The organism is Pandoraea sp., assembly GCF_041919235.1.
In the GTDB taxonomy this organism is placed as follows: domain Bacteria; phylum Pseudomonadota; class Gammaproteobacteria; order Burkholderiales; family Burkholderiaceae; genus Pandoraea.
The window spans coordinates 1-17,644 of record NZ_JAYRUC010000029.1; the positions used below are offsets into that span (position 1 = coordinate 1).

At 62.8% G+C, this 17,644-nt stretch carries 18 protein-coding genes and 1 tRNA gene; 13 read left to right on the forward strand and 6 right to left on the reverse strand.

What is annotated here, in order from left to right:
* Positions 1-302 precede the first annotated feature (302 nt).
* From ACE3UG_RS19725 to acs, 4 genes are all read right to left on the reverse strand, one after another.
* A tRNA-Ser gene (locus ACE3UG_RS19725) sits at positions 303-393 on the reverse strand.
* A gap of 84 nt (positions 394-477) precedes the next feature.
* On the reverse strand, positions 478-2,496 hold the full coding sequence (locus ACE3UG_RS19730) for a sodium:solute symporter family protein (protein WP_374627071.1): 2,019 nt from the start codon (positions 2,494-2,496) through the stop codon (positions 478-480).
* Positions 2,493-2,945 carry a DUF4212 domain-containing protein gene (locus ACE3UG_RS19735; RefSeq protein WP_374627073.1) on the reverse strand — a complete coding sequence of 151 codons (453 nt, stop codon included), beginning with the start codon at positions 2,943-2,945 and terminating at the stop codon, positions 2,493-2,495. The genes ACE3UG_RS19730 and ACE3UG_RS19735 overlap by 4 nt, the downstream gene beginning before the upstream one ends.
* Before the next feature lie 64 nt (positions 2,946-3,009).
* A complete protein-coding gene (acs, locus tag ACE3UG_RS19740) occupies positions 3,010-4,992 on the reverse strand; it encodes an acetate--CoA ligase (protein WP_374627075.1) in 1,983 nt (660 codons plus the stop codon).
* Between the two features lie 302 nt (positions 4,993-5,294).
* On the opposite strand from acs, the gene ACE3UG_RS19745 reads away from it, so the two are divergent.
* The 13 genes from ACE3UG_RS19745 to hemP all read left to right on the forward strand — a co-directional run bounded on the left by ACE3UG_RS19745 (position 5,295) and on the right by hemP (position 15,687).
* Complete coding sequence (locus ACE3UG_RS19745; RefSeq protein ID WP_374627181.1) at positions 5,295-6,221, forward strand: DMT family transporter; 927 nt, start codon at positions 5,295-5,297, stop codon at positions 6,219-6,221.
* 184 nt (positions 6,222-6,405) lie between these two features.
* A complete protein-coding gene (locus tag ACE3UG_RS19750) occupies positions 6,406-6,978 on the forward strand; it encodes a TIGR00645 family protein (RefSeq protein WP_374627077.1) in 573 nt (190 codons plus the stop codon).
* Positions 6,979-6,993: 15 nt separating this feature from the next.
* Complete coding sequence (locus ACE3UG_RS19755) at positions 6,994-8,517, forward strand: fumarate hydratase (protein WP_374627078.1); 1,524 nt, start codon at positions 6,994-6,996, stop codon at positions 8,515-8,517.
* Positions 8,518-8,813: 296 nt separating this feature from the next.
* Positions 8,814-9,293 carry a bacterioferritin gene (gene bfr / locus ACE3UG_RS19760; protein WP_374627080.1) on the forward strand — a complete coding sequence of 160 codons (480 nt, stop codon included), beginning with the start codon at positions 8,814-8,816 and terminating at the stop codon, positions 9,291-9,293.
* Positions 9,294-9,406: 113 nt separating this feature from the next.
* Complete coding sequence (gene murI / locus ACE3UG_RS19765; RefSeq protein WP_374627082.1) at positions 9,407-10,276, forward strand: glutamate racemase; 870 nt, start codon at positions 9,407-9,409, stop codon at positions 10,274-10,276.
* A gap of 113 nt (positions 10,277-10,389) precedes the next feature.
* Entirely contained in the window at positions 10,390-10,650 is a 261-nt protein-coding gene (locus ACE3UG_RS19770) for a bacterioferritin-associated ferredoxin (protein WP_374627084.1), read from the forward strand.
* 426 nt (positions 10,651-11,076) lie between these two features.
* Positions 11,077-11,784: an energy transducer TonB gene (locus ACE3UG_RS19775; protein WP_374627086.1), complete on the forward strand. Its 708-nt coding sequence runs from the start codon at positions 11,077-11,079 to the stop codon at positions 11,782-11,784.
* A gap of 39 nt (positions 11,785-11,823) precedes the next feature.
* Positions 11,824-12,564, forward strand: a complete 741-nt coding sequence (locus tag ACE3UG_RS19780) for a MotA/TolQ/ExbB proton channel family protein (protein WP_374627088.1) — start codon at positions 11,824-11,826, stop codon at positions 12,562-12,564.
* A gap of 27 nt (positions 12,565-12,591) precedes the next feature.
* Positions 12,592-13,017 carry an ExbD/TolR family protein gene (locus ACE3UG_RS19785; RefSeq protein WP_374627090.1) on the forward strand — a complete coding sequence of 142 codons (426 nt, stop codon included), beginning with the start codon at positions 12,592-12,594 and terminating at the stop codon, positions 13,015-13,017.
* Positions 13,018-13,266: 249 nt separating this feature from the next.
* Positions 13,267-14,163, forward strand: coding sequence for a pirin family protein (locus tag ACE3UG_RS19790; RefSeq protein ID WP_374627092.1), 897 nt, complete (start codon positions 13,267-13,269; stop codon positions 14,161-14,163).
* Positions 14,164-14,333: 170 nt separating this feature from the next.
* Positions 14,334-14,744, forward strand: coding sequence for an OsmC family protein (locus ACE3UG_RS19795; RefSeq protein WP_374627094.1), 411 nt, complete (start codon positions 14,334-14,336; stop codon positions 14,742-14,744).
* A 66-nt stretch (positions 14,745-14,810) separates the two neighbouring features.
* On the forward strand, positions 14,811-15,281 hold the full coding sequence (locus ACE3UG_RS19800) for an SRPBCC family protein (protein ID WP_374627096.1): 471 nt from the start codon (positions 14,811-14,813) through the stop codon (positions 15,279-15,281).
* A gap of 163 nt (positions 15,282-15,444) precedes the next feature.
* On the forward strand, positions 15,445-15,687 hold the full coding sequence (hemP, locus tag ACE3UG_RS19805) for a hemin uptake protein HemP (protein WP_374627098.1): 243 nt from the start codon (positions 15,445-15,447) through the stop codon (positions 15,685-15,687).
* Between the two features lie 391 nt (positions 15,688-16,078).
* Here the strand turns inward: hemP and ACE3UG_RS19810 are convergent, their stop codons facing one another.
* Positions 16,079-16,486: a heme-binding protein gene (locus tag ACE3UG_RS19810; protein WP_374627100.1), complete on the reverse strand. Its 408-nt coding sequence runs from the start codon at positions 16,484-16,486 to the stop codon at positions 16,079-16,081.
* 120 nt (positions 16,487-16,606) lie between these two features.
* Positions 16,607-17,395, reverse strand: a complete 789-nt coding sequence (locus ACE3UG_RS19815) for a YdcF family protein (RefSeq protein ID WP_374627102.1) — start codon at positions 17,393-17,395, stop codon at positions 16,607-16,609.
* Positions 17,396-17,644: the final 249 nt, after the last annotated feature.

Consider the following 17,644-nt stretch of genomic DNA (forward strand, 5'->3'; position numbering starts at 1 on the left):
GGCTGGCGCTGCGCAACATTACGGCCGATTGGGGGCGAGCGGCCAAGGACTGGAAGACAGCAATGAACCAATTCGCTATCCTTTACGCGGATCGATTCGTTCGACCGTCCGTGTAATTCTCAACCCGACTTGAACACGGAAATTCTGACACCCCCGGCGGAAATGCTACCGAACGCTCCGACACCTCATCTCTCGATAGCCGGAGTACGTCGAACCGCCCCCGCCAGGCCCCCGAATAGTAAACATCCGCCCTATAGTGAAACGCGAAAGGGCTCCCTTGCGGGGAGCCCTTTAAACATCTGTGGCGGAGAGAGGGGGATTCGAACCCCCGGTAGGATATTATCCTACACACGCTTTCCAGGCGTGCGACTTAAACCGCTCATCCATCTCTCCTGAAGGTCGCGAATTATAGCAGATCGTCGGCGATAGCCCATACCCTTTCGTGCAACCCCCGCAAAATTTCTTCCCCACCCCACGTCACGGGCGGCGAAGATGGTCCACCAAGTGCCGGTCTCGCTCACTCGGACGCCCCCCCAACAAACTAAACGCTATCGCCACCGCAAACCCCACCGGCACCCCAAACGCCCCCGCCGAAATCGGATCCACTCCCCACCAACGCGACCCCGCAAATCCCGTCAGCCGCGTAAAGAACGGGTACGTCGTCATGATGTAATACACGCACACCAACAACCCGCTCACCATTCCCGCCGTCGCCCCCAACCGCGTCGTACGCTTCCAAAACACCCCCAGCACCAACGCCGGAAACAAACACGACGCCGCCAACGAAAACGCCGCCCCCACCAAAAACAATATGTTCCCCAACTTCAATGACGTCACATACGACGCAAACATCGCCACGCATAACAACAAGATCTTCGACGTCGTCACCCGCTTCTGACTCGACGCATTCCGATCCACCATATGGAAATAAACGTCGTGCGACAACGCATTCGCAATCGTCAATAACAACCCATCCGCCGTCGATAACACCGCCGCCAACGCGCCCGCCGCCACCAACCCCGAAATCACATACGGTAACCCCGCAATCTCCGGCCCCGCCAACACCAACATGTCCGGCTGCATCCAGATCTCGCCCCACTGCACCACCCCATCCCGGTAAACGTCCGAAATGTCCAACTGCACCGGCGTCGCATGCCGCCACTGCGTCACCCACCCCGGCAAACTCTCGTATCGCGCCCCAACCAAATGCAACAGCACGTCATACTTGAGCATCACCGCCAACGCCGGCGCACTCACATACAACAACGCCACAAAAAACAACGTCCACCCCACAGAACTGCGCGCCCCCTGAACCGTCGCCGTCGTGCCGTATCGCGTCAAGATATGCGGCAAGCTCGCCGTCCCAATCATCAAACACACCATCAGCAACAAAAAATTCAACCGCTGCGATCCGCGCGTCGTGCCATCGCGCGCCGAAAACGCCTCCGTCATCGCATGCGGCGGCTCACTGCGCTCCACATACCGATTGCGCAGCTCCAACCACTCGTTCTGCGCCTCCCCCACGTCGCGCGGAAACGCCTCAAGCTTCGCCTCAAGGACCTTCACATCGCGCAACGGACCGTTGCGACGCTTCGTGTCGAGTAGCTGCCGCTCCAACGCCGCCCGCTCACCATAAAAGCTGCCCGGCAAACCATCCAGCCGACGCTGCATCCGCTCCGCCCGCTCACGGTAGTAGTCGCGAACCTCCCGCTCAGGCACCGATCGCTGAATCTCTCGCTCCAACACCTCAACCTTCGCCAACGCCTCACCATAGCGAAACTGCGGAAACCATCCATTGCCCGTCTGATGCCCGATCATCGCCGTCGGTACCAGAAACGCCGTAATCATGATGATGTACTGCGCCACCTGCGTCCACGTCACCGCACGCATACCCCCGAGAAACGAGCACACGAGTATGCCCGCCAACCCGAAGAAAATGCCAATCGTGAACTCCACCCCAATGAAGCGCGACGCAATCAAACCCACGCCCTGAATCTGCGCCACGAGATAAACGAACGAACACAGAATCGTCGAGAAAACACCCAACGCCCGCACCACATTGCTGTCGTATCGCGTGCCAAGAAAATCCGGCACCGTGTAGCGCCCCATCTTGCGCAAATAGGGCGCAAGCAAGAACGCCACCAGACAGTAACCGCCCGTCCATCCCATGACGTACGCCAGGCCGTCATAGCCCGACACGTACAGCGATCCCGCCAACCCCATGAACGACGCCGCGCTCATCCAGTCCGCCGCACACGCCATGCCATTGAACACCGGCGGTACACGACGCCCCGCAACGTAGTACTCGGTCGCGTCAGATGTCCGGGAAATCAGCCCGATCACCGCATACACGGCAATCGTCACGAACAGGAAGGCATAGCCGATCCACACGCCCGGACCATTGACCCGCTCGAGCAGCCCCATCATCAACACGAACGCAAGAAAGCCCGCCGTGTAATACAGGTAGTAGCGCAGCAACCTGCGCGTGAAACTCATCGGTAAGTCGGCGCCGAAGCGGCGCGTGAGGAAGCGCTTCGCGATGTTGCGAGCGCCGTCGCGTTGTCGAACCCGTCGCCATCAAGACCAAGACTGGCCCGATGCGCATCGCGCAACACGTGCAATTCATGTCGGTAACGCCCATCGTTACGCCGCTGCAGCCAGACGTAGACGACGATCAAGCCGATGTCGACCAGTATCGATCCCTGAGCGCCCATGTAGAACGGCAGCGGCCACCCGGCAAATCGCATCGCAGCCCATTCGCGCGCCCAGAACTGCGGCACGAATGTCACCACGAACCCGATTGCCATGAGTACCGCCACCAGCCACAGCGTTCGCCGCCAGTGACGCGCGGCAATGCCGGCCGCCGCCCCATGCCAGTCGACATCGGGCAGCCCCCCGCCGACTCCCGCGCCCACCGGCCGGCCGCCATCAACGGTGTCAGCCATGCCGGCCGCGCCGGTCCGCAAGCGATTTGCCATACCAGGCTACGGCCCCTGCCGCCTATTGCGCCTATTGCGCCTGCTTGAGCTGCTCCAGGATGGCCGGATTCTCGAGCGTCGACGTGTCCTGCGTAATCTCCTCGCCCTTGGCAATCACCCGCAGCAGACGCCGCATGATCTTGCCCGAACGCGTCTTCGGCAAGTTGTCTCCAAATCGGATGTCCCGCGGCTTCGCAATCGGACCGATCTCCTTGCCCACCCAATTACGCAACTCGAGCGCCAGTTGCTTCGCCTCGTCCCCCGTCGGCCGTGAACGCTTGAGCACCACGAACGCGACAATGGCCTCGCCCGTCGTGTCGTCCGGACGCCCCACCACCGCAGCCTCCGCCACCATAGGGTTCGCCACAAGCGCCGACTCGATTTCCATCGTGCCCATGCGGTGACCCGAGACGTTCAACACGTCGTCGATTCGGCCCATGATCGTGAAGTAGCCCGTCTTGGCGTCGCGAATCGAGCCGTCCCCCGCCAGATAAATCTTGCCGCCCAATTCCGACGGAAAATAGCTCGACTTGTAACGCTCCGGATCGCCCCAGATCGTACGAATCATCGCCGGCCAGGGACGCTTGATCACCAACATGCCACCCTGGCCGTTGGGCACGTCCTGCCCGGTCTCGTCGACAATCGCCACCGCAATGCCCGGCAGACCCAGCGTGCACGACCCCGGCACCAACGGCGTGGCACCCGGCAGCGGCGTGATGATGTGCCCGCCCGTCTCCGTCTGCCACCACGTATCGACGATGGGGCAACGCGCACCGCCAACGTTCTCGTAGTACCACATCCACGCTTCAGGGTTGATCGGCTCACCCACCGACCCGAGAATGCGCAACGACGACAGGTCGTACTGCTTCGGATGCACTTCAGGTGCCTGCTCCGCCGCCTTGATCAACGAGCGGATCGCCGTCGGCGCCGTATAGAACACCGATACCTTGTGTCGGCCGATCATCTCCCAGAACCGGCCCGCATTCGGGTACGTCGGCACGCCTTCGAACACGACCTGCGTTGCGCCCACCGCCAAGGGGCCATAAGCGATGTACGTATGCCCCGTGATCCAGCCAATGTCGGCCGTGCACCAGAAAACGTCGTCCGGCTTGATGTCGAACGTCCACTGCATGGTGAGCGACGCCCACAGCAAATACCCGCCAGTGCTGTGCTGCACGCCTTTCGGCTTGCCCGTCGAGCCCGACGTATAAAGGATGAACAGCGGATGCTCCGCGCCGACCCACTCCGGCTCGCATTGATCCGATTGCCCGGCGACGAGGTCCTGCAGCACTTCGTCCCGGCCAGCCTGCATCGTCACATTGCCGCCCGTGCGTCGGTAGACGATCACGGACTTCACATGTTCGCAGCCCCCCATCGCCAGCGCTTCATCGACGATGGCCTTCAATGGCAACGCCTTGCCGCCACGCATCTGCTCGTCGGCAGTGACGATGGCCACCGCCCCCGCATCGATCACGCGCTCATTGAGCGACTTGGCCGAAAAGCCCCCGAACACGACCGAATGCGTCGCGCCAATGCGCGCGCACGCCTGCATGGCAACCACGCCCTCGATCGACATCGGCATGTAGATGACCACACGGTCACCCTTCTTCACACCCTTGGCCTTGAGCGCATTGGCAAAACGGCTCACTCGCGAGAGCAAGTCACGATAGGTGACGGGGGTCACCGTGCCATCGTCGGCTTCGAAAAGAATGGCGTTCTTGTCGCCCAGACCCGCTTCGATCTGGCGGTCCAGACAGTTGTAGGAGGCATTGATCCGACCGTCTTCGAACCACGTGTAGAACGGGGCGCTGGTCTCGTCGAGGACTTTGGTGAACGGCGTGTGCCAGGCCAGATTCTCGCGCGCCTGACGCGCCCAGAATCCCTCGTAATCCTTCTCGGCCTCGGCGCACAGCGCCTCATAGGCGGGCATGCCGGAGATCTTCGCTTTGGCGACCAGCGCCTGCGGCGGCGCGAAAACGCGCTGCTCCTGCAATACCGATTCGATTGCTGCCATGAGTTGTCCCCTCTTATGGATTTGCAAAAACAATTGCAATCAAGCCAAAACAGATCGCTAACGCCACATTAAGACGAGCGACTTACTAACGCCTTACACTGGTGCACGCGACTTCCGTGTCTCGCGCGCGGGACTCACGCGAACGTGTCGCCGCCTTGCAGCCGACTGTGGCGTATTCGCTACAATGCTACTCGTCTCAACCCTAACTCGCCACCCCGGACTCGCCCGGAGCGCCCGTGAATTCGACATCCCAGCCTGCGCCGTCCGAGGCCCCACCCCCAACGGCATCGGCCACCGACCGCCTGTTTGCACGCTTTCCGAGTTTTGCGCTCGCCCTGGCGATGACCTTGGTGGGCGCCAATGTCGGGATCGGCAAGACGATGGTCGCCATCATGCCCGTGGCCGCCTTCGCGCTGTGGCGCTTCGTGATCGCCGTCATCGCCCTCGCGCCCCGCTACCGGCCAGCCGCCATGCGACGCGTGACACGCACCCAATGGCGCCACCTCTTCGTGCAAACGTTCTTCGGTACGTTTCTCTTCACGCTGCTCATGCTCTCGGGTGTGCGCATGACGACCGCCACCGCCGCCGGTGTCATCACCGCCACGCTGCCCGCCTGCGTCGCACTGTTGTCGTGGGCCGTGCTGCGCGAACACCCGTCGCGACGCACGCTCGTGAGCATCGGGCTGGCCATTGCCGGCGTGGCCCTGCTCAACGTCTCGCGCGGCGACGTGCATGCCGCTAGCGCCCCCGGCGCGGCCGGCAACGCCGGGCTGGGCAACGCGCTCGTCCTCGGCGCCGTTGTCTGCGAAGCCATCTATGTGATCGTCTCGAAACGGCTCGCCGCACAACTCCCCGCCATCGATATCTGTGCCTACACCCACCTGATCGGCGGCGTGATGATGCTCCCGTTCGGCGTGGCAGGCCTGATGGCGGTGGATTACGCGTCGCTCACGCCCGGACATTGGGCACTCATCGTCTGGTACGGCCTCGCCGCCAGCGTGTTCTCGTTTTTCCTGTGGATGCGCGGCATTCGACACGTCAGCGCTCAACTCGCCGGCGTTTTCACAGCCATGGTGCCCGTGGCCGCCACCGCCTACGGCGTGATCTTCCTGGGCGAACGGCTGGCCGTCGCCCAGAGCGCAGCGCTCGCCCTGACGGTGGCAGGCATCGTGCTCGCGGCGCTGCCGGGCGCAGGCGCCCGCAAGCCGCTATTGCCGGCCCGGGACTGAATCCGGCCCGGCTCCCCCGGCAAGACGTTGTAAAATGCTCGCCATACCGAATTTCGCGACGCGAGATCCGTGACGTACACGCGGTCGCAGTATCGCGAGTGTTTTCGAATTTGTTTTGCGTATCCGATAACTACGGCCTGTGGCCTCGAGCGCAGGCCAATGCCCCCACTCCGTCAAAATTGCCATGTCGACCCCCGGCCGCCCGCCTCACGCGCCGATGCGCCCCCTGCCACGCATCATTTTCTTCAGCCGCTGGCTCCAACTGCCGCTGTACCTGGGGCTGATCGCCGCGCAAGGCGTCTACGTCTACAAGTTCCTCGTCGAACTCTGGCACCTGGTCTCGCACGCGACGACGCTCGACGAAACGCAGATCATGCTCGTCGTGCTCGGTCTCATCGACGTGGTCATGATCTCGAACCTGCTCATCATGGTGATCATCGGCGGGTATGAGACGTTCGTCTCACGCCTGGGCGTCGAAGGCCATCCCGACGAGCCGGAGTGGCTCGATCACGTGAACGCCGGCGTGCTCAAGGTGAAGCTGTCGATGGCGCTCATCAGCATTTCGTCGATCCACCTGCTCAAGACCTTTATCGACGCTGCCCAGCAAACGCCACACACGATCATGTGGCAGGTCATCATTCACTGCGTCTTCCTGCTGTCTGCCGTCGTCATGGCGGTCGTCAACAAGATGACCAACGATAGCCACGCCCCGGCGTACGCTACCCCCCAAGCCGTTACCTCTACCCGTCCCCACTAAGTCGAGAGCCGTTTCATGTCTACCGTCATTAAAGAAGACGACGTCATTCAGAGCGTCGCCGGTGCCCTGCAATACATCAGCTACTACCATCCGACCGATTACATCCAGGCACTGGGCCGGGCTTACGAGGCAGAGCAAAGCCCCGCCGCGCGCGACGCCATCGCGCAGATCCTGACCAACAGCCGCATGTGCGCCGAAGGCCGCCGTCCGCTTTGCCAGGACACCGGCATCGTGACCGTGTTCGTGAAGGTCGGCATGAACGTGCGCTGGGACGCCAAGCGCAGCCTCACCGACATGATCAACGAAGGCGTGCGCAAAGCCTACATGCACCCGGACAACGTGCTGCGCGCCTCGATCGTGGCACCGCCCGAAGCGGGCCGCAAGAACACCAAGGACAATACGCCCGCCGTCATCCACTACGAAATCGTAGAAGGCGACAAGGTCGACATCACGGTCGCAGCCAAGGGCGGCGGCTCGGAGAACAAGTCCAAGTTCGTGATGCTCAACCCTTCCGATTCGATCGTCGATTGGGTCGTGAAGACGGTGCCGACCATGGGCGCCGGCTGGTGCCCGCCGGGCATGCTCGGCATCGGTATCGGCGGCACGGCCGAAAAAGCCATGGTGCTCGCGAAGGAATCGCTCATGGACCCGATCGACATCCATGACGTCATCAAGCGCGGCCCTCAGAACTGGAACGAAGAACTGCGTATCGAACTGTTCGAAAAGGTCAACGCGCTAGGTATCGGCGCGCAAGGCCTGGGCGGTCTGGCCACCGTGCTCGACGTGAAAATTCTCGACTACCCGACGCACGCCGCGTCCAAGCCGGTCGCCATGATTCCGAATTGCGCGGCAACGCGTCATGCGCACTTCACGCTGGACGGCTCGGGCCCGTCGTTCCTCGCCGCACCGTCGCTCGACGCGTGGCCGAATGTGCACTGGGCACCGAACACCGAAACCAGCAAGCGCGTCGATCTGGATACGCTCACGCCGGAGGAAGTCGCGAGCTGGACGCCGGGGCAGACCCTGCTGCTCTCCGGCAAGATGCTCACCGGTCGCGATGCCGCCCACAAGCGCATCGCCGACATGATCGGCCGCGGCGAGCCGCTGCCGGTGGACTTCAAGGGTCGCGCGATTTATTACGTCGGCCCCGTCGATCCGGTGCGCGACGAAGTCGTCGGCCCGGCCGGCCCCACCACGTCGACGCGCATGGACAAGTTCACCGACATGATGCTGTCGAAGACGGGCCTCGCCGTCATGATCGGCAAGTCGGAACGCGGCCCGGCCGCCATCGAGGCAATCAAGAAGCACAAGGCTGCGTACCTGATGGCCGTCGGCGGTGCCGCTTACCTTGTGTCCAAGGCCATTCGTGCAGCCCGCGTGCTCGCCTTCGAAGACCTCGGCATGGAAGCGATCTACGAGTTCGACGTCAAGGACATGCCCGTGACGGTGGCCGTCGATTCGACCGGCGTGTCGGTGCACCAGACCGGCCCGAAGGAATGGCAAGCCAAGATCGGCAAGATCCCGGTCACCGCCGAATAACGCGAAGATAGCGCCACGTAAGGTGATGTAAGGCCACGTCAGGCGATGTAAGGCCACGTCAGGCTGCACAAGGTCGCGTACAGCCTGACTCGACCAGCAAGACGAAGCCCGGCTCGGCCGGGCTTTTTTCACGGCGCCACCCGCGCGCTTCTTAACGTCGACGGTTCGCGGCCGAGCGAGAATGCATCGCGTTACCATTTGTACCTCGGTTCACGAAACACCTTGCATTGCTTGGCGTCCCGGCTTTTTCAGGCTACGCTCAAGCGCTTGGAAACTGCATAAAACAGGGATACGAAATGAAAGGCGACAAGAAAGTCCTCGACCTCCTCAACGCACAGCTCACGAACGAACTGACGGCGATCAACCAGTACTTTCTGCACGCCCGCATGTACAACCATTGGGGCCTCGCCAAGCTCGGCAAACATGAGTACGACGAATCCATCGGCGAGATGAAGCATGCGGACAAGCTGATCGAACGTATCTTCATGCTCGACGGTCTGCCTAACCTGCAAGACCTGCACAAGCTGCTCATCGGTGAGAACACCGATGAGATTCTGCGGTGCGATCTGAAGCTCGAATATCTCTCACAAGACACCTGCAAGGCAGGCATCGCCCACTGCGAAAGCGTGAAAGACTATGTCTCGCGCGAGCTGTTCAACGAGATCCTGCACGACACCGAAGAGCATATCGATTGGCTGGAAACGCAAATCGAACTGATCGACAAGGTCGGTCTGCAGAACTATCAGCAGTCGGGCATGGCGTCGTTCGACGAGTAAGTTCGACACGCCTGAACGCGCGTTACTGACCGCGCATCGCCGCCCCGCATCGAGTCGCGGGCTTTGCGCTAGAATTCCGGGGCCGGCCATTTGCCGGCCCTTTTTCGTTTGCCATGCCCTCCAACGCGCCCATTGGCGTCTTCGATTCCGGGCTCGGCGGCCTGTCGGTCCTTCAGGCCGTACGCGCCCTGCTCCCGCACGAGTCCTTGCTCTATGTGGCCGACTCGCACTTCGCCCCCTATGGCGAGCGCCCCGACGCGTTCATCGAACAGCGCAGCCTCGCGATCGGTCGATGGCTGCGCGAGCACGGTGCCAAGGCGCTCGTGGTCGCCTGCAACACCGCGACGGCGCACGGCGTGGCCGCGCTGCGCGCCGACGCGCCGTGGCCGGTCGTCGGCGTCGAGCCCGGCATCAAGCCCGCTGCGGCCTCGTCGACGCGCGGCGTGATCGGGGTGCTCGCCACCGCAGCAACGCTGCGCAGCACCCGGTTCGCCGAACTGCTCGCACGTCACACCGCACAAGGGCAACGCTTCCTCTGCCAGCCGGGCCGCGGGCTCGTCGAGCACATCGAGGCCGGCGACGTCGACTCCCCCGAGGTCATGGCACTGCTCGAACAGTTTATCGACCCGATGCTCTCGCAAGGCGCCGACACGCTCGTGCTCGGCTGCACCCACTACCCATTCCTCATACCGGCCATACGACGCCGCTTCGGCACCGCGCTCACCCTTATCGACACCGGCGCTGCCATCGCTCGTCAACTTCAACGCCGCCTGGAAACCGACGACCTGAGCGCGCCCCGTCTGCTCAACGCAAGTGGCAGCCTCCAATTGTTCGCCACCGCCAATGCCACCGCCCTGCAGACGATGGCGGACCGGCTGCTGCCCAACGCACCGCGCGTTCAAACGGTCGAAATTGCCGATTTCGGGCCACGCGGCCCAGCCAGTCTCGATCTCCCGCCAAACCTTCCCATCATCTCCGTCTGACGCGACGTCGGTAAATCCCTGTGCGTGCCATGGAATAGGTCGATGGCGCTTGCAAATTGCAATAACTTGAATAATAATTATTCTCATTAGTGTTACATTTTGACGTTTTCATCATGATCGTCTGCGTTTGCAAATCCGTCTCCGACCGCCAGATCAAGGCTTGTCTCGACGCCGGTGCCACCACGATGGAAGATCTTCAGATCGACCTCGGTGTTGCGCTGTGCTGTGGCAAGTGCGGTCCTTATGTCCAGGAAATGGTGTCGGGTGCTTCGCCCTGCTGCGGCCGCGCGTGCGGTGGATGCTGCCGGTCGGCTGAAGCGCCGTCCCGCACCACGAACACCGTCGCCGTGCGGAAACTGGCGCTGGCCGCTTGAGACGGCGAGCGCCGTCGCAAGCGCGCGCACGTTGTTGCTATCCTTTCGGCAGCGGTCGGGCCAGACCGTTTGTGTCACGTTTTTCGACTTGCCCCTGCGTCCGAGTGTCGCACCGGCAACAGCGCCAGCCGGACGACGCACATGCGATGATCCGCATTTGCCACCCAGCGCCAGCCAGCAACCTGTCACCCTGTGGAGGTCTCGGATGGAACTCCTGATTGGCTTTGTTTCGACGTTATGTTTGTCGTTTTTTCTGTTTCGAAAGTGAGTTTTCGCACGGTTTCTGACGCACTGTGTTCGCCGACCGCGCCCCTGGGCGCGGTTTTCCATTGATCGTACGTCCGGTCGATCCCGAACTTCGAGTCTTCGCTCACCGCGCTTGGCCCTCTGTTCGTCGCCGCAATTTAGCGTACTCTAGCCGTTACCATGTCGACCGCCGTGCCCCCATCTGGCCTTGCGCTCACGCAGATCCGCGATCCGCTGACGTCGCCGCGTGCCTTCGCGATCGCGACATTGATCGTCATCGTTCACATCGCCGCGCTGGTGGGGCTGTCGCACCTGCGCAACGCCCCCGAAAAGGCGACGATCGAACCGACGACCTTTACCGCCACGATCATTCCGCTCACGCCCGCGCCAATGCCGCCACAACCCGCACCGCCCAAGGCGCAGCCGGAACCGCCCAAGCCCAAGGTCGCGCCCCCGCCCACCCCGCGCGTACCGCCGAAGAACGCCATCACGCAAAAGGCCGAGCCGGTCGCGCCGGCACCGCAGCAAGCGCCGATCGAACCCGCGCAGCACACCGCAGCGACGCCCGCCGCCCCGCCCACACCGGTCCCTGCGCCCGCGCCGTCAGGTCCGATTGAGGGGCTGGCCGTCAAATGCGAAGATCCCCGCGTGGTCTATCCGACGCAGTCGCGTCGCGTTGGCGAGGAAGGCACGGTCACACTGCGTGTGGTGATCGACACGCGCGGCGGGGTCTCGAGCGCCAACGTCGTCAAGTCGAGCGGCTTTCCCCGTCTCGACCAGGCCGCCCGCACCGCCGCGCTGGCGATGCGCTGCTCGCCTCCGATGCAAAACGGCCGGGCGGTGGAAGCCGCGGCAACCAAGCCGTTTAATTTCAATCTGAACGATTAACGTCAAGATTCACGAACGGGATCTCCCGAGGAACGCAAAATGCAAGAGTATGGTTTGAGCCACGTCTGGGCGCAGGGCGATTTCGTCACCCGAGCCATCGCGATCGTGTTGTTGGTGATGTCGGTCCTGTCCTGGACGGTCATCATCATCAAGGGCACGCAAGTCTTCCGTCTGAGCCGACTGACGCGCACCGCCGAGCCGGACTTCTGGCACTCGGAGAATTTCTCCGCCGGTCTGCAGAAGCTGGGCGAATCGGGGCAGAACAACCCGTTCCTCGCACTGGCCCTCGCCGGTCAGGATGCCGCCGAACATCACCGCCAAAGCCAGCCGCATCTGCACGACAAGATGGACGTGAGCGACTGGATCACGCGCGCCCTGAAGAACTCGGTGGACGATACGGTATCGCGCCTGCAAAGCGGTCTGGCCATGCTGGCGTCGATTGGCTCAACCTCGCCGTTCGTCGGTCTGTTCGGCACGGTCTGGGGCATCTATCACGCCCTGCTGGCCATCGGTGCATCGGGTCAGACGACGATCGACAAGGTGGCCGGCCCCGTGGGCGAGGCCCTCATCATGACCGCCTTCGGTCTGTTCGTTGCGATCCCGGCCGTGCTCGGCTTCAACGCCCTGACGCGTGCCAACAAAGGCGTCGTGTCGAAGCTCAACCGTTTCGCCCACAGCCTGCACGCCTACTTCCTGACCGGCGCCAGCCTGCACCCGACGCAGTTCGCGAACAACGTCACGCCGGTGCGCAAGCCGTCCACCCCGGCCAGCGCCAGCTAAGCCGCCGCGCAAGAGAAGGAGTTCGCCATGGCCATAGGTTCATACAGCAGCGACGACAATGCCGACGACGCCATGATGAGCGAGATCAACATGACGCCGCTCGTCGACGTCATGCTGGTGCTGCTGATCATCTTCATCGTGACGCTGCCGGTGCTCAATCATTCGGTCAAGCTCGACCTGCCACAGGCTAGCAGCCAGCCGGAAGACACCAAGCCTGCCAAGATCGACCTCTCGATCCAGGCCGACGGCACGGTCTTCTGGGACAAGCAGGCGGTCGATGACGCCACGCTCAAGGCGCGTTTGGCACAGGCCTCCGAAGCACAACCGCAGCCGGAATTGCACCTGTTCGCGGACAAGAACGTGCGCTACGAGAGCGTCGCCAAGGTGCTCTCGGAAGCACAGACGGCCGGTATCACCAAACTCGGCTTCGTGACCGATCCGCAGACCAAGTAGGCGCGGCAAATCCACGAATCGCAGACCTCCACGCGCGGTGCCCGTCACCGCGCTTTTTTTCGTCCCTGCGGTTCGCGGCGTTCGCTATTTGCCCGCGATTGCCCGCGATTGCCCACGATTGTTCCAATCGGGTAACAATCCTTCCTGTGTTACGGGCTACTCCTGGGGCCATGCACCCCGATATAGTTTGGGCATCGCATTGGACCCGCGACGCCGCCTCGGCGTCCGTCCCAACAGGAGACTTCCCCCATGAGCACCCCCAACGCCCGTCCGGTCGCCCGTGTCTTCACGGCAGCCCAAACGCAGGAAGGCGCCGGCTTTCATGTCAATCGCCCGTTCCCGACCCGCATGATGATGGACTTCGATCCGTTCCTGCTGCTCGACGAGATGGGGCCGATGCAAGTCTCGCCCGGCGAGGCCAAGGGCGCACCCGATCACCCGCATCGCGGCTTCGAGACTGTCACGTATCTGCTCGCGGGCGAGATGGAGCACCGCGACTCGCAGGGCCATGCAGGCAAGCTCACGCCGGGTGACGTGCAGTGGATGACCGCCGGGGCTGGCGTCATCCACTCCGAAATGCCCTCGCAAGCGTTTCAAACGCGTGGCGGCACGATGCATGGCTTCCAGCTCTGGGTGAATCTGCCGAGCACGGACAAGATGAGCACGCCACGTTATCAGGAGCTACCGGCTTCGGGTATCCCGCATGCGACGAGCGCCGACGGCAAGGTCTCGGTTCGCGTGATTGCGGGCGAAGCGCTTGGCACGCGCGCCGTCATCGAGACCCGCACGCCGATCCTCTACCAGCACTTCACGCTGCAACCGCAGGCGTCGCTCGATCATCCGGTGCCCGCCGACTTCAACGTGTTCGCCTATGTGATCGACGGCGAGGGGCATTTCGGTGCCGAAGCCACGCCGGCCAAGACGCATCAAATGGTCGTGTTCGGCAACGACGGCGCAAGCATCGCCATGCGCAACGATAGCGACCAGCCACTGTCGTTCTTGCTGATCGGCGGCAAACCCCTGGGTGAGCCGGTGGCCCGCTACGGTCCGTTCGTGATGAACACGGAAAGCGAGATTCGTCAGGCGATTCTCGACTTTCAGGCAGGGCGCATGGGACGAATTCCGGCGTCGGGCACCGCGGGTTAAGGCAGTCCCTTCGGGGAGATCCCTGCCGTTCGCACCGCCCGGTGAAATTGGGTCACAATGACACACAAAGTGTGTTGTGGCCCGTCTTCGTCGCCGGGCCGCTCTCTTACTCTCTCGACACGTTCCATGACGTTTACCACGGCGTTCATGGAGGCCCCACAGGAGCTGCCATGGCCGCAGAACCGATTGTCACCGCCCATTTGGGCGCCGCAGGTTTCACCACGCATCTCTCGGACGGAAAGCACGAATGGTCTGCCGATGAGCCTGCGACGCTCGGCGGTGCCGATCTTGGCCCCGCGCCAACGGCGCTGCTGCTTTCCAGCCTCGGCGCCTGCACGTCAATCACGCTTCAGATGTATGCCCGCCGCAAGGAATGGCCCCTCAAGGATGTGAAAGTGACGCTCGCGATGAATCCGGACGGCAAACCGCCCGCTGGGACAACGCAGATCACGCGAAAGATCGAGCTGGGCGGCGATTTGTCGGAGGAACAGCGTCAGCGCCTCTTGGAAATCGCGAATGCATGCCCAATTCACAAGGTGTTGTCGGGCACCATTGCCATCGACAGTAGTTTGATTGAGTAATCACCGGCGCATCGCCCGTACTTTGTTACGGCGTGTCGGCCGCCATCGATGGAAGGGGAGATTTTCTTGCAGTACGAACATCTGATCGAGGTCAACGACCTCCTGAATCCGCTGGCCTTCGCGCTCACGCGCGATCAATTGTGGCGCGGCCTCGTGCTGCGCGCCGAGCAGCCGGAAGCTTTCGTGCTGGGACTCGACCAGTGCATCGTGCACGAACGCACCCGCGATACGCTCACTCGTGAGCTGCGCTTTGGCGAGGCGGTGGTGCGCGACCGGGTCGTCTTCGACGCCCGGCAATCGGTTCGCTACGAGACGGCCGCCACCGATCAGCATGCCGGAGGCACCCTCACGATGCGTATTGAAGAGCCGACGCCAACGCATTACTTTGTCCGCTTCACGTACAGCACTACGCTGCAAGAGGACACCGCCACGGCCGACACGCGCTACAGCGAGTTTGTGAAGTCCGCCTATCGCGAGGCCGACATCGACACCGTCGCGCAAATCCGCGCGCTCGCCGAACAAGGCGCGCTGGACTGAGCGCCCCGCCAACGGGGCGTTTGCCGGACGGTGAACGCCACCGTCCGGCGCCCCGACTTAGCAGTCATCTATTCAAACAAAGCACCAATAGTCAAATTCAAATGCAAATAGGAATGATTCTCATTTAATATTCATTCCATAGTCAGCCCTACGGAAGCACGAGATGACCGCAAGCCACACCACTGCCCGCCCGACCCTGCCTGCCACAGCACCACGTCGCACCCTGTCGGTGTCGCGCGCGCAAGCGGCCAGCCCAGCGGCGCAGAAGCCAGCCGGCCAACCCACGGGCCGTGTACTGACGAGCGACCACCTGCTGCAAGGCACGCAATGCGTGAACATCCTGCACAACGGACAGACCTACCAGCTGCGCGCGACCCGCTACGGCAAGTTGATCCTGACCAAGTAGGTGGCGGAATCATTCACGAATTTTGGCGGCGACATGACCACGACCGTGCCGCCGCCTTCACCGAGTTTTGTGGGGACCACCTCGCCTAAGAGGTGTTTGGCAGTAGCCAGCGAACGCAACGCAATCCCATGTAGTTACGGCAAGCCCCTCTCTACCCGCGTTGCGCGCCAGCCAAGCCACTTTTTTGTCCATCCCCTCGGGTTTCATTGATGTTCTCCTCGTGGCCCAGCCTGCCAAGCCTCAGGCGGGCCATTCGGCCTGACAAGCCTTTGACCCGTGCGCAAGGACGGGTTTTTCTTTGCATGTTCCGAAAAAAAAGCATCGCCGACTTTCGTGGGCGATGCTTTTGTCTTTCCGGTTCCGGGCAAACGCCCCGGGCGCGCCTGCGTGCTTACGCGCCCGTCACGGCGGCGATACCTGCGCGCGCGATCTGCGCATCCTGCGCCGACTTCACGCCCGACACACCGACGGCACCAATCACGTTACCGCCCACCACGATGGGCACGCCGCCTTCGAGCATCGCGGTGTTCGGCGCACTCAAGAACGCGAAGCGGCCGCCATTGATCATTTCTTCGAACGCGCCGCTCTCGCGACGGCCCAGCGCCGAGGTCTGTGCCTTGCCCAGCGACATCATGGCGGTGCTCGGCGCAGCGCCATCCATCCGATGCAGCGACAGGGCGTGACCGCCATCGTCGACGATCGTGATACACACATTCCAGCCGTTCGAGGTGGCCTCGGCCACGGCGGCGGCGTTGATCTTCTGTACGTCTTCAACGCTCAGGACAGCTTTCGTCTTCATACGTCTCTCTCGTTTGAGGTTAGCAATTCAGGGAGCCCCGCACGGATGCGCGGCTCAGGATAATGCGGCTTCCTGTCTGCGACGCTGGCGCCTCACCGCGTCGCACAGGGGACGGCCGCCTCAATGCCCCACGGCCAGGGCCATCCATTCTCGCAGCGCCTGATGCGTGGTGCGCAAACCGCCAATGGTCGGCCACCCGCCCGGCATGGCATCGGGTTCGAACGCGTTCGCGTTGCAGCACGGTGCGGGTACCACCGTGAGTCCGGCGCGTTCGAACTGGTCGCGAGCGCGGCGCATATGCCATGCACTCGTGACCAGATAGACGCGCGACACGCCAGCGTTCGCCAGCATACGCGCGCTGAATGTGGCGTTTTGCGCCGTGTTCAACGATTGTCCTTCGATCCAGCGCACCGGCACACCGAATTCATCCGTCGCCACTTGGGCCATCGCACGCGCCTCGACGACATCTCCGGTCGGACTGCCGCCGGAAACCAGCACAGGCAATTGCGTGCGACGCGCGAGAAACACGCCGTAACGCACCCGAGCCAGCGTGGTGTCGTTCAAATCTGCGCCGTTGTCACGGCCGAACTCGGGGGCGTGGCGGGTCGAGCCCCCGCCGAGAATCACCACGGCCTGCGGCAACGTCGCCGCAGCCACGGGCGACTGACGTGCAGCGTCTAGCCATTTGAGATCGATCGCGGTGCCCACTTCCAACGGTCGGGCCAGTTGCCGGCCGAACCAGGGCATCGCCTGTACCCAGAGCGCCAGAATGGCAACGATCGCCAACGTTTTGCCGATACGCGGACACCGCCGCCAGACGACAAGTGCGGCGACCGAGAGTACCAGTACGTTGACCGGCGGTAGAAACAGGCTGACGAGGAGGTTGCGGACGAGCCAATCGGAGAGCATCCGGCCAGTGTACTGGACTGCCCTTCGGCGCGCATCTTTTCTCTATGACGGCTCCCGCCCGATAGGGCACACACGCGCCATCGAGGGCCGACCGAATCGGGCGCGGGCGATGGTGTTCCTGTCGCGTCGCGTGCATCCGTGCGATGCGATGCGCCGCCCCATCTACGTACTTTCCTTGAGACGTCCGCCCCGGCGTTCCGGTTACACTGCGCGCATGCCCGCCGACCCCGCAGATTCCACCGATTCAAC

What these genes read in the sequence shown, in the direction of transcription:
- ACE3UG_RS19750 (WP_374627077.1), top strand. Translation starts at nt 6,406, where the DNA reads ATGTCGACCCCCGGCCGCCCGCCTCACGCGCCGATGCGCCCCCTGCCA.
- ACE3UG_RS19780 (WP_374627088.1), top strand. Translation starts at nt 11,824, where the DNA reads ATGCAAGAGTATGGTTTGAGCCACGTCTGGGCGCAGGGCGATTTCGTC.
- ACE3UG_RS19795 (WP_374627094.1), top strand. Translation starts at nt 14,334, where the DNA reads ATGGCCGCAGAACCGATTGTCACCGCCCATTTGGGCGCCGCAGGTTTC.
- murI (WP_374627082.1), top strand. Translation starts at nt 9,407, where the DNA reads ATGCCCTCCAACGCGCCCATTGGCGTCTTCGATTCCGGGCTCGGCGGC.
- ACE3UG_RS19790 (WP_374627092.1), top strand. Translation starts at nt 13,267, where the DNA reads ATGAGCACCCCCAACGCCCGTCCGGTCGCCCGTGTCTTCACGGCAGCC.
- ACE3UG_RS19730 (WP_374627071.1), bottom strand. Translation starts at nt 2,496, where the DNA reads ATGAGTTTCACGCGCAGGTTGCTGCGCTACTACCTGTATTACACGGCG.
- ACE3UG_RS19785 (WP_374627090.1), top strand. Translation starts at nt 12,592, where the DNA reads ATGGCCATAGGTTCATACAGCAGCGACGACAATGCCGACGACGCCATG.
- ACE3UG_RS19735 (WP_374627073.1), bottom strand. Translation starts at nt 2,945, where the DNA reads ATGGCTGACACCGTTGATGGCGGCCGGCCGGTGGGCGCGGGAGTCGGC.
- ACE3UG_RS19770 (WP_374627084.1), top strand. Translation starts at nt 10,390, where the DNA reads ATGATCGTCTGCGTTTGCAAATCCGTCTCCGACCGCCAGATCAAGGCT.
- ACE3UG_RS19810 (WP_374627100.1), bottom strand. Translation starts at nt 16,486, where the DNA reads ATGAAGACGAAAGCTGTCCTGAGCGTTGAAGACGTACAGAAGATCAAC.
- hemP (WP_374627098.1), top strand. Translation starts at nt 15,445, where the DNA reads ATGACCGCAAGCCACACCACTGCCCGCCCGACCCTGCCTGCCACAGCA.
- ACE3UG_RS19755 (WP_374627078.1), top strand. Translation starts at nt 6,994, where the DNA reads ATGTCTACCGTCATTAAAGAAGACGACGTCATTCAGAGCGTCGCCGGT.
- ACE3UG_RS19815 (WP_374627102.1), bottom strand. Translation starts at nt 17,395, where the DNA reads ATGCTCTCCGATTGGCTCGTCCGCAACCTCCTCGTCAGCCTGTTTCTA.
- bfr (WP_374627080.1), top strand. Translation starts at nt 8,814, where the DNA reads ATGAAAGGCGACAAGAAAGTCCTCGACCTCCTCAACGCACAGCTCACG.
- ACE3UG_RS19775 (WP_374627086.1), top strand. Translation starts at nt 11,077, where the DNA reads ATGTCGACCGCCGTGCCCCCATCTGGCCTTGCGCTCACGCAGATCCGC.
- acs (WP_374627075.1), bottom strand. Translation starts at nt 4,992, where the DNA reads ATGGCAGCAATCGAATCGGTATTGCAGGAGCAGCGCGTTTTCGCGCCG.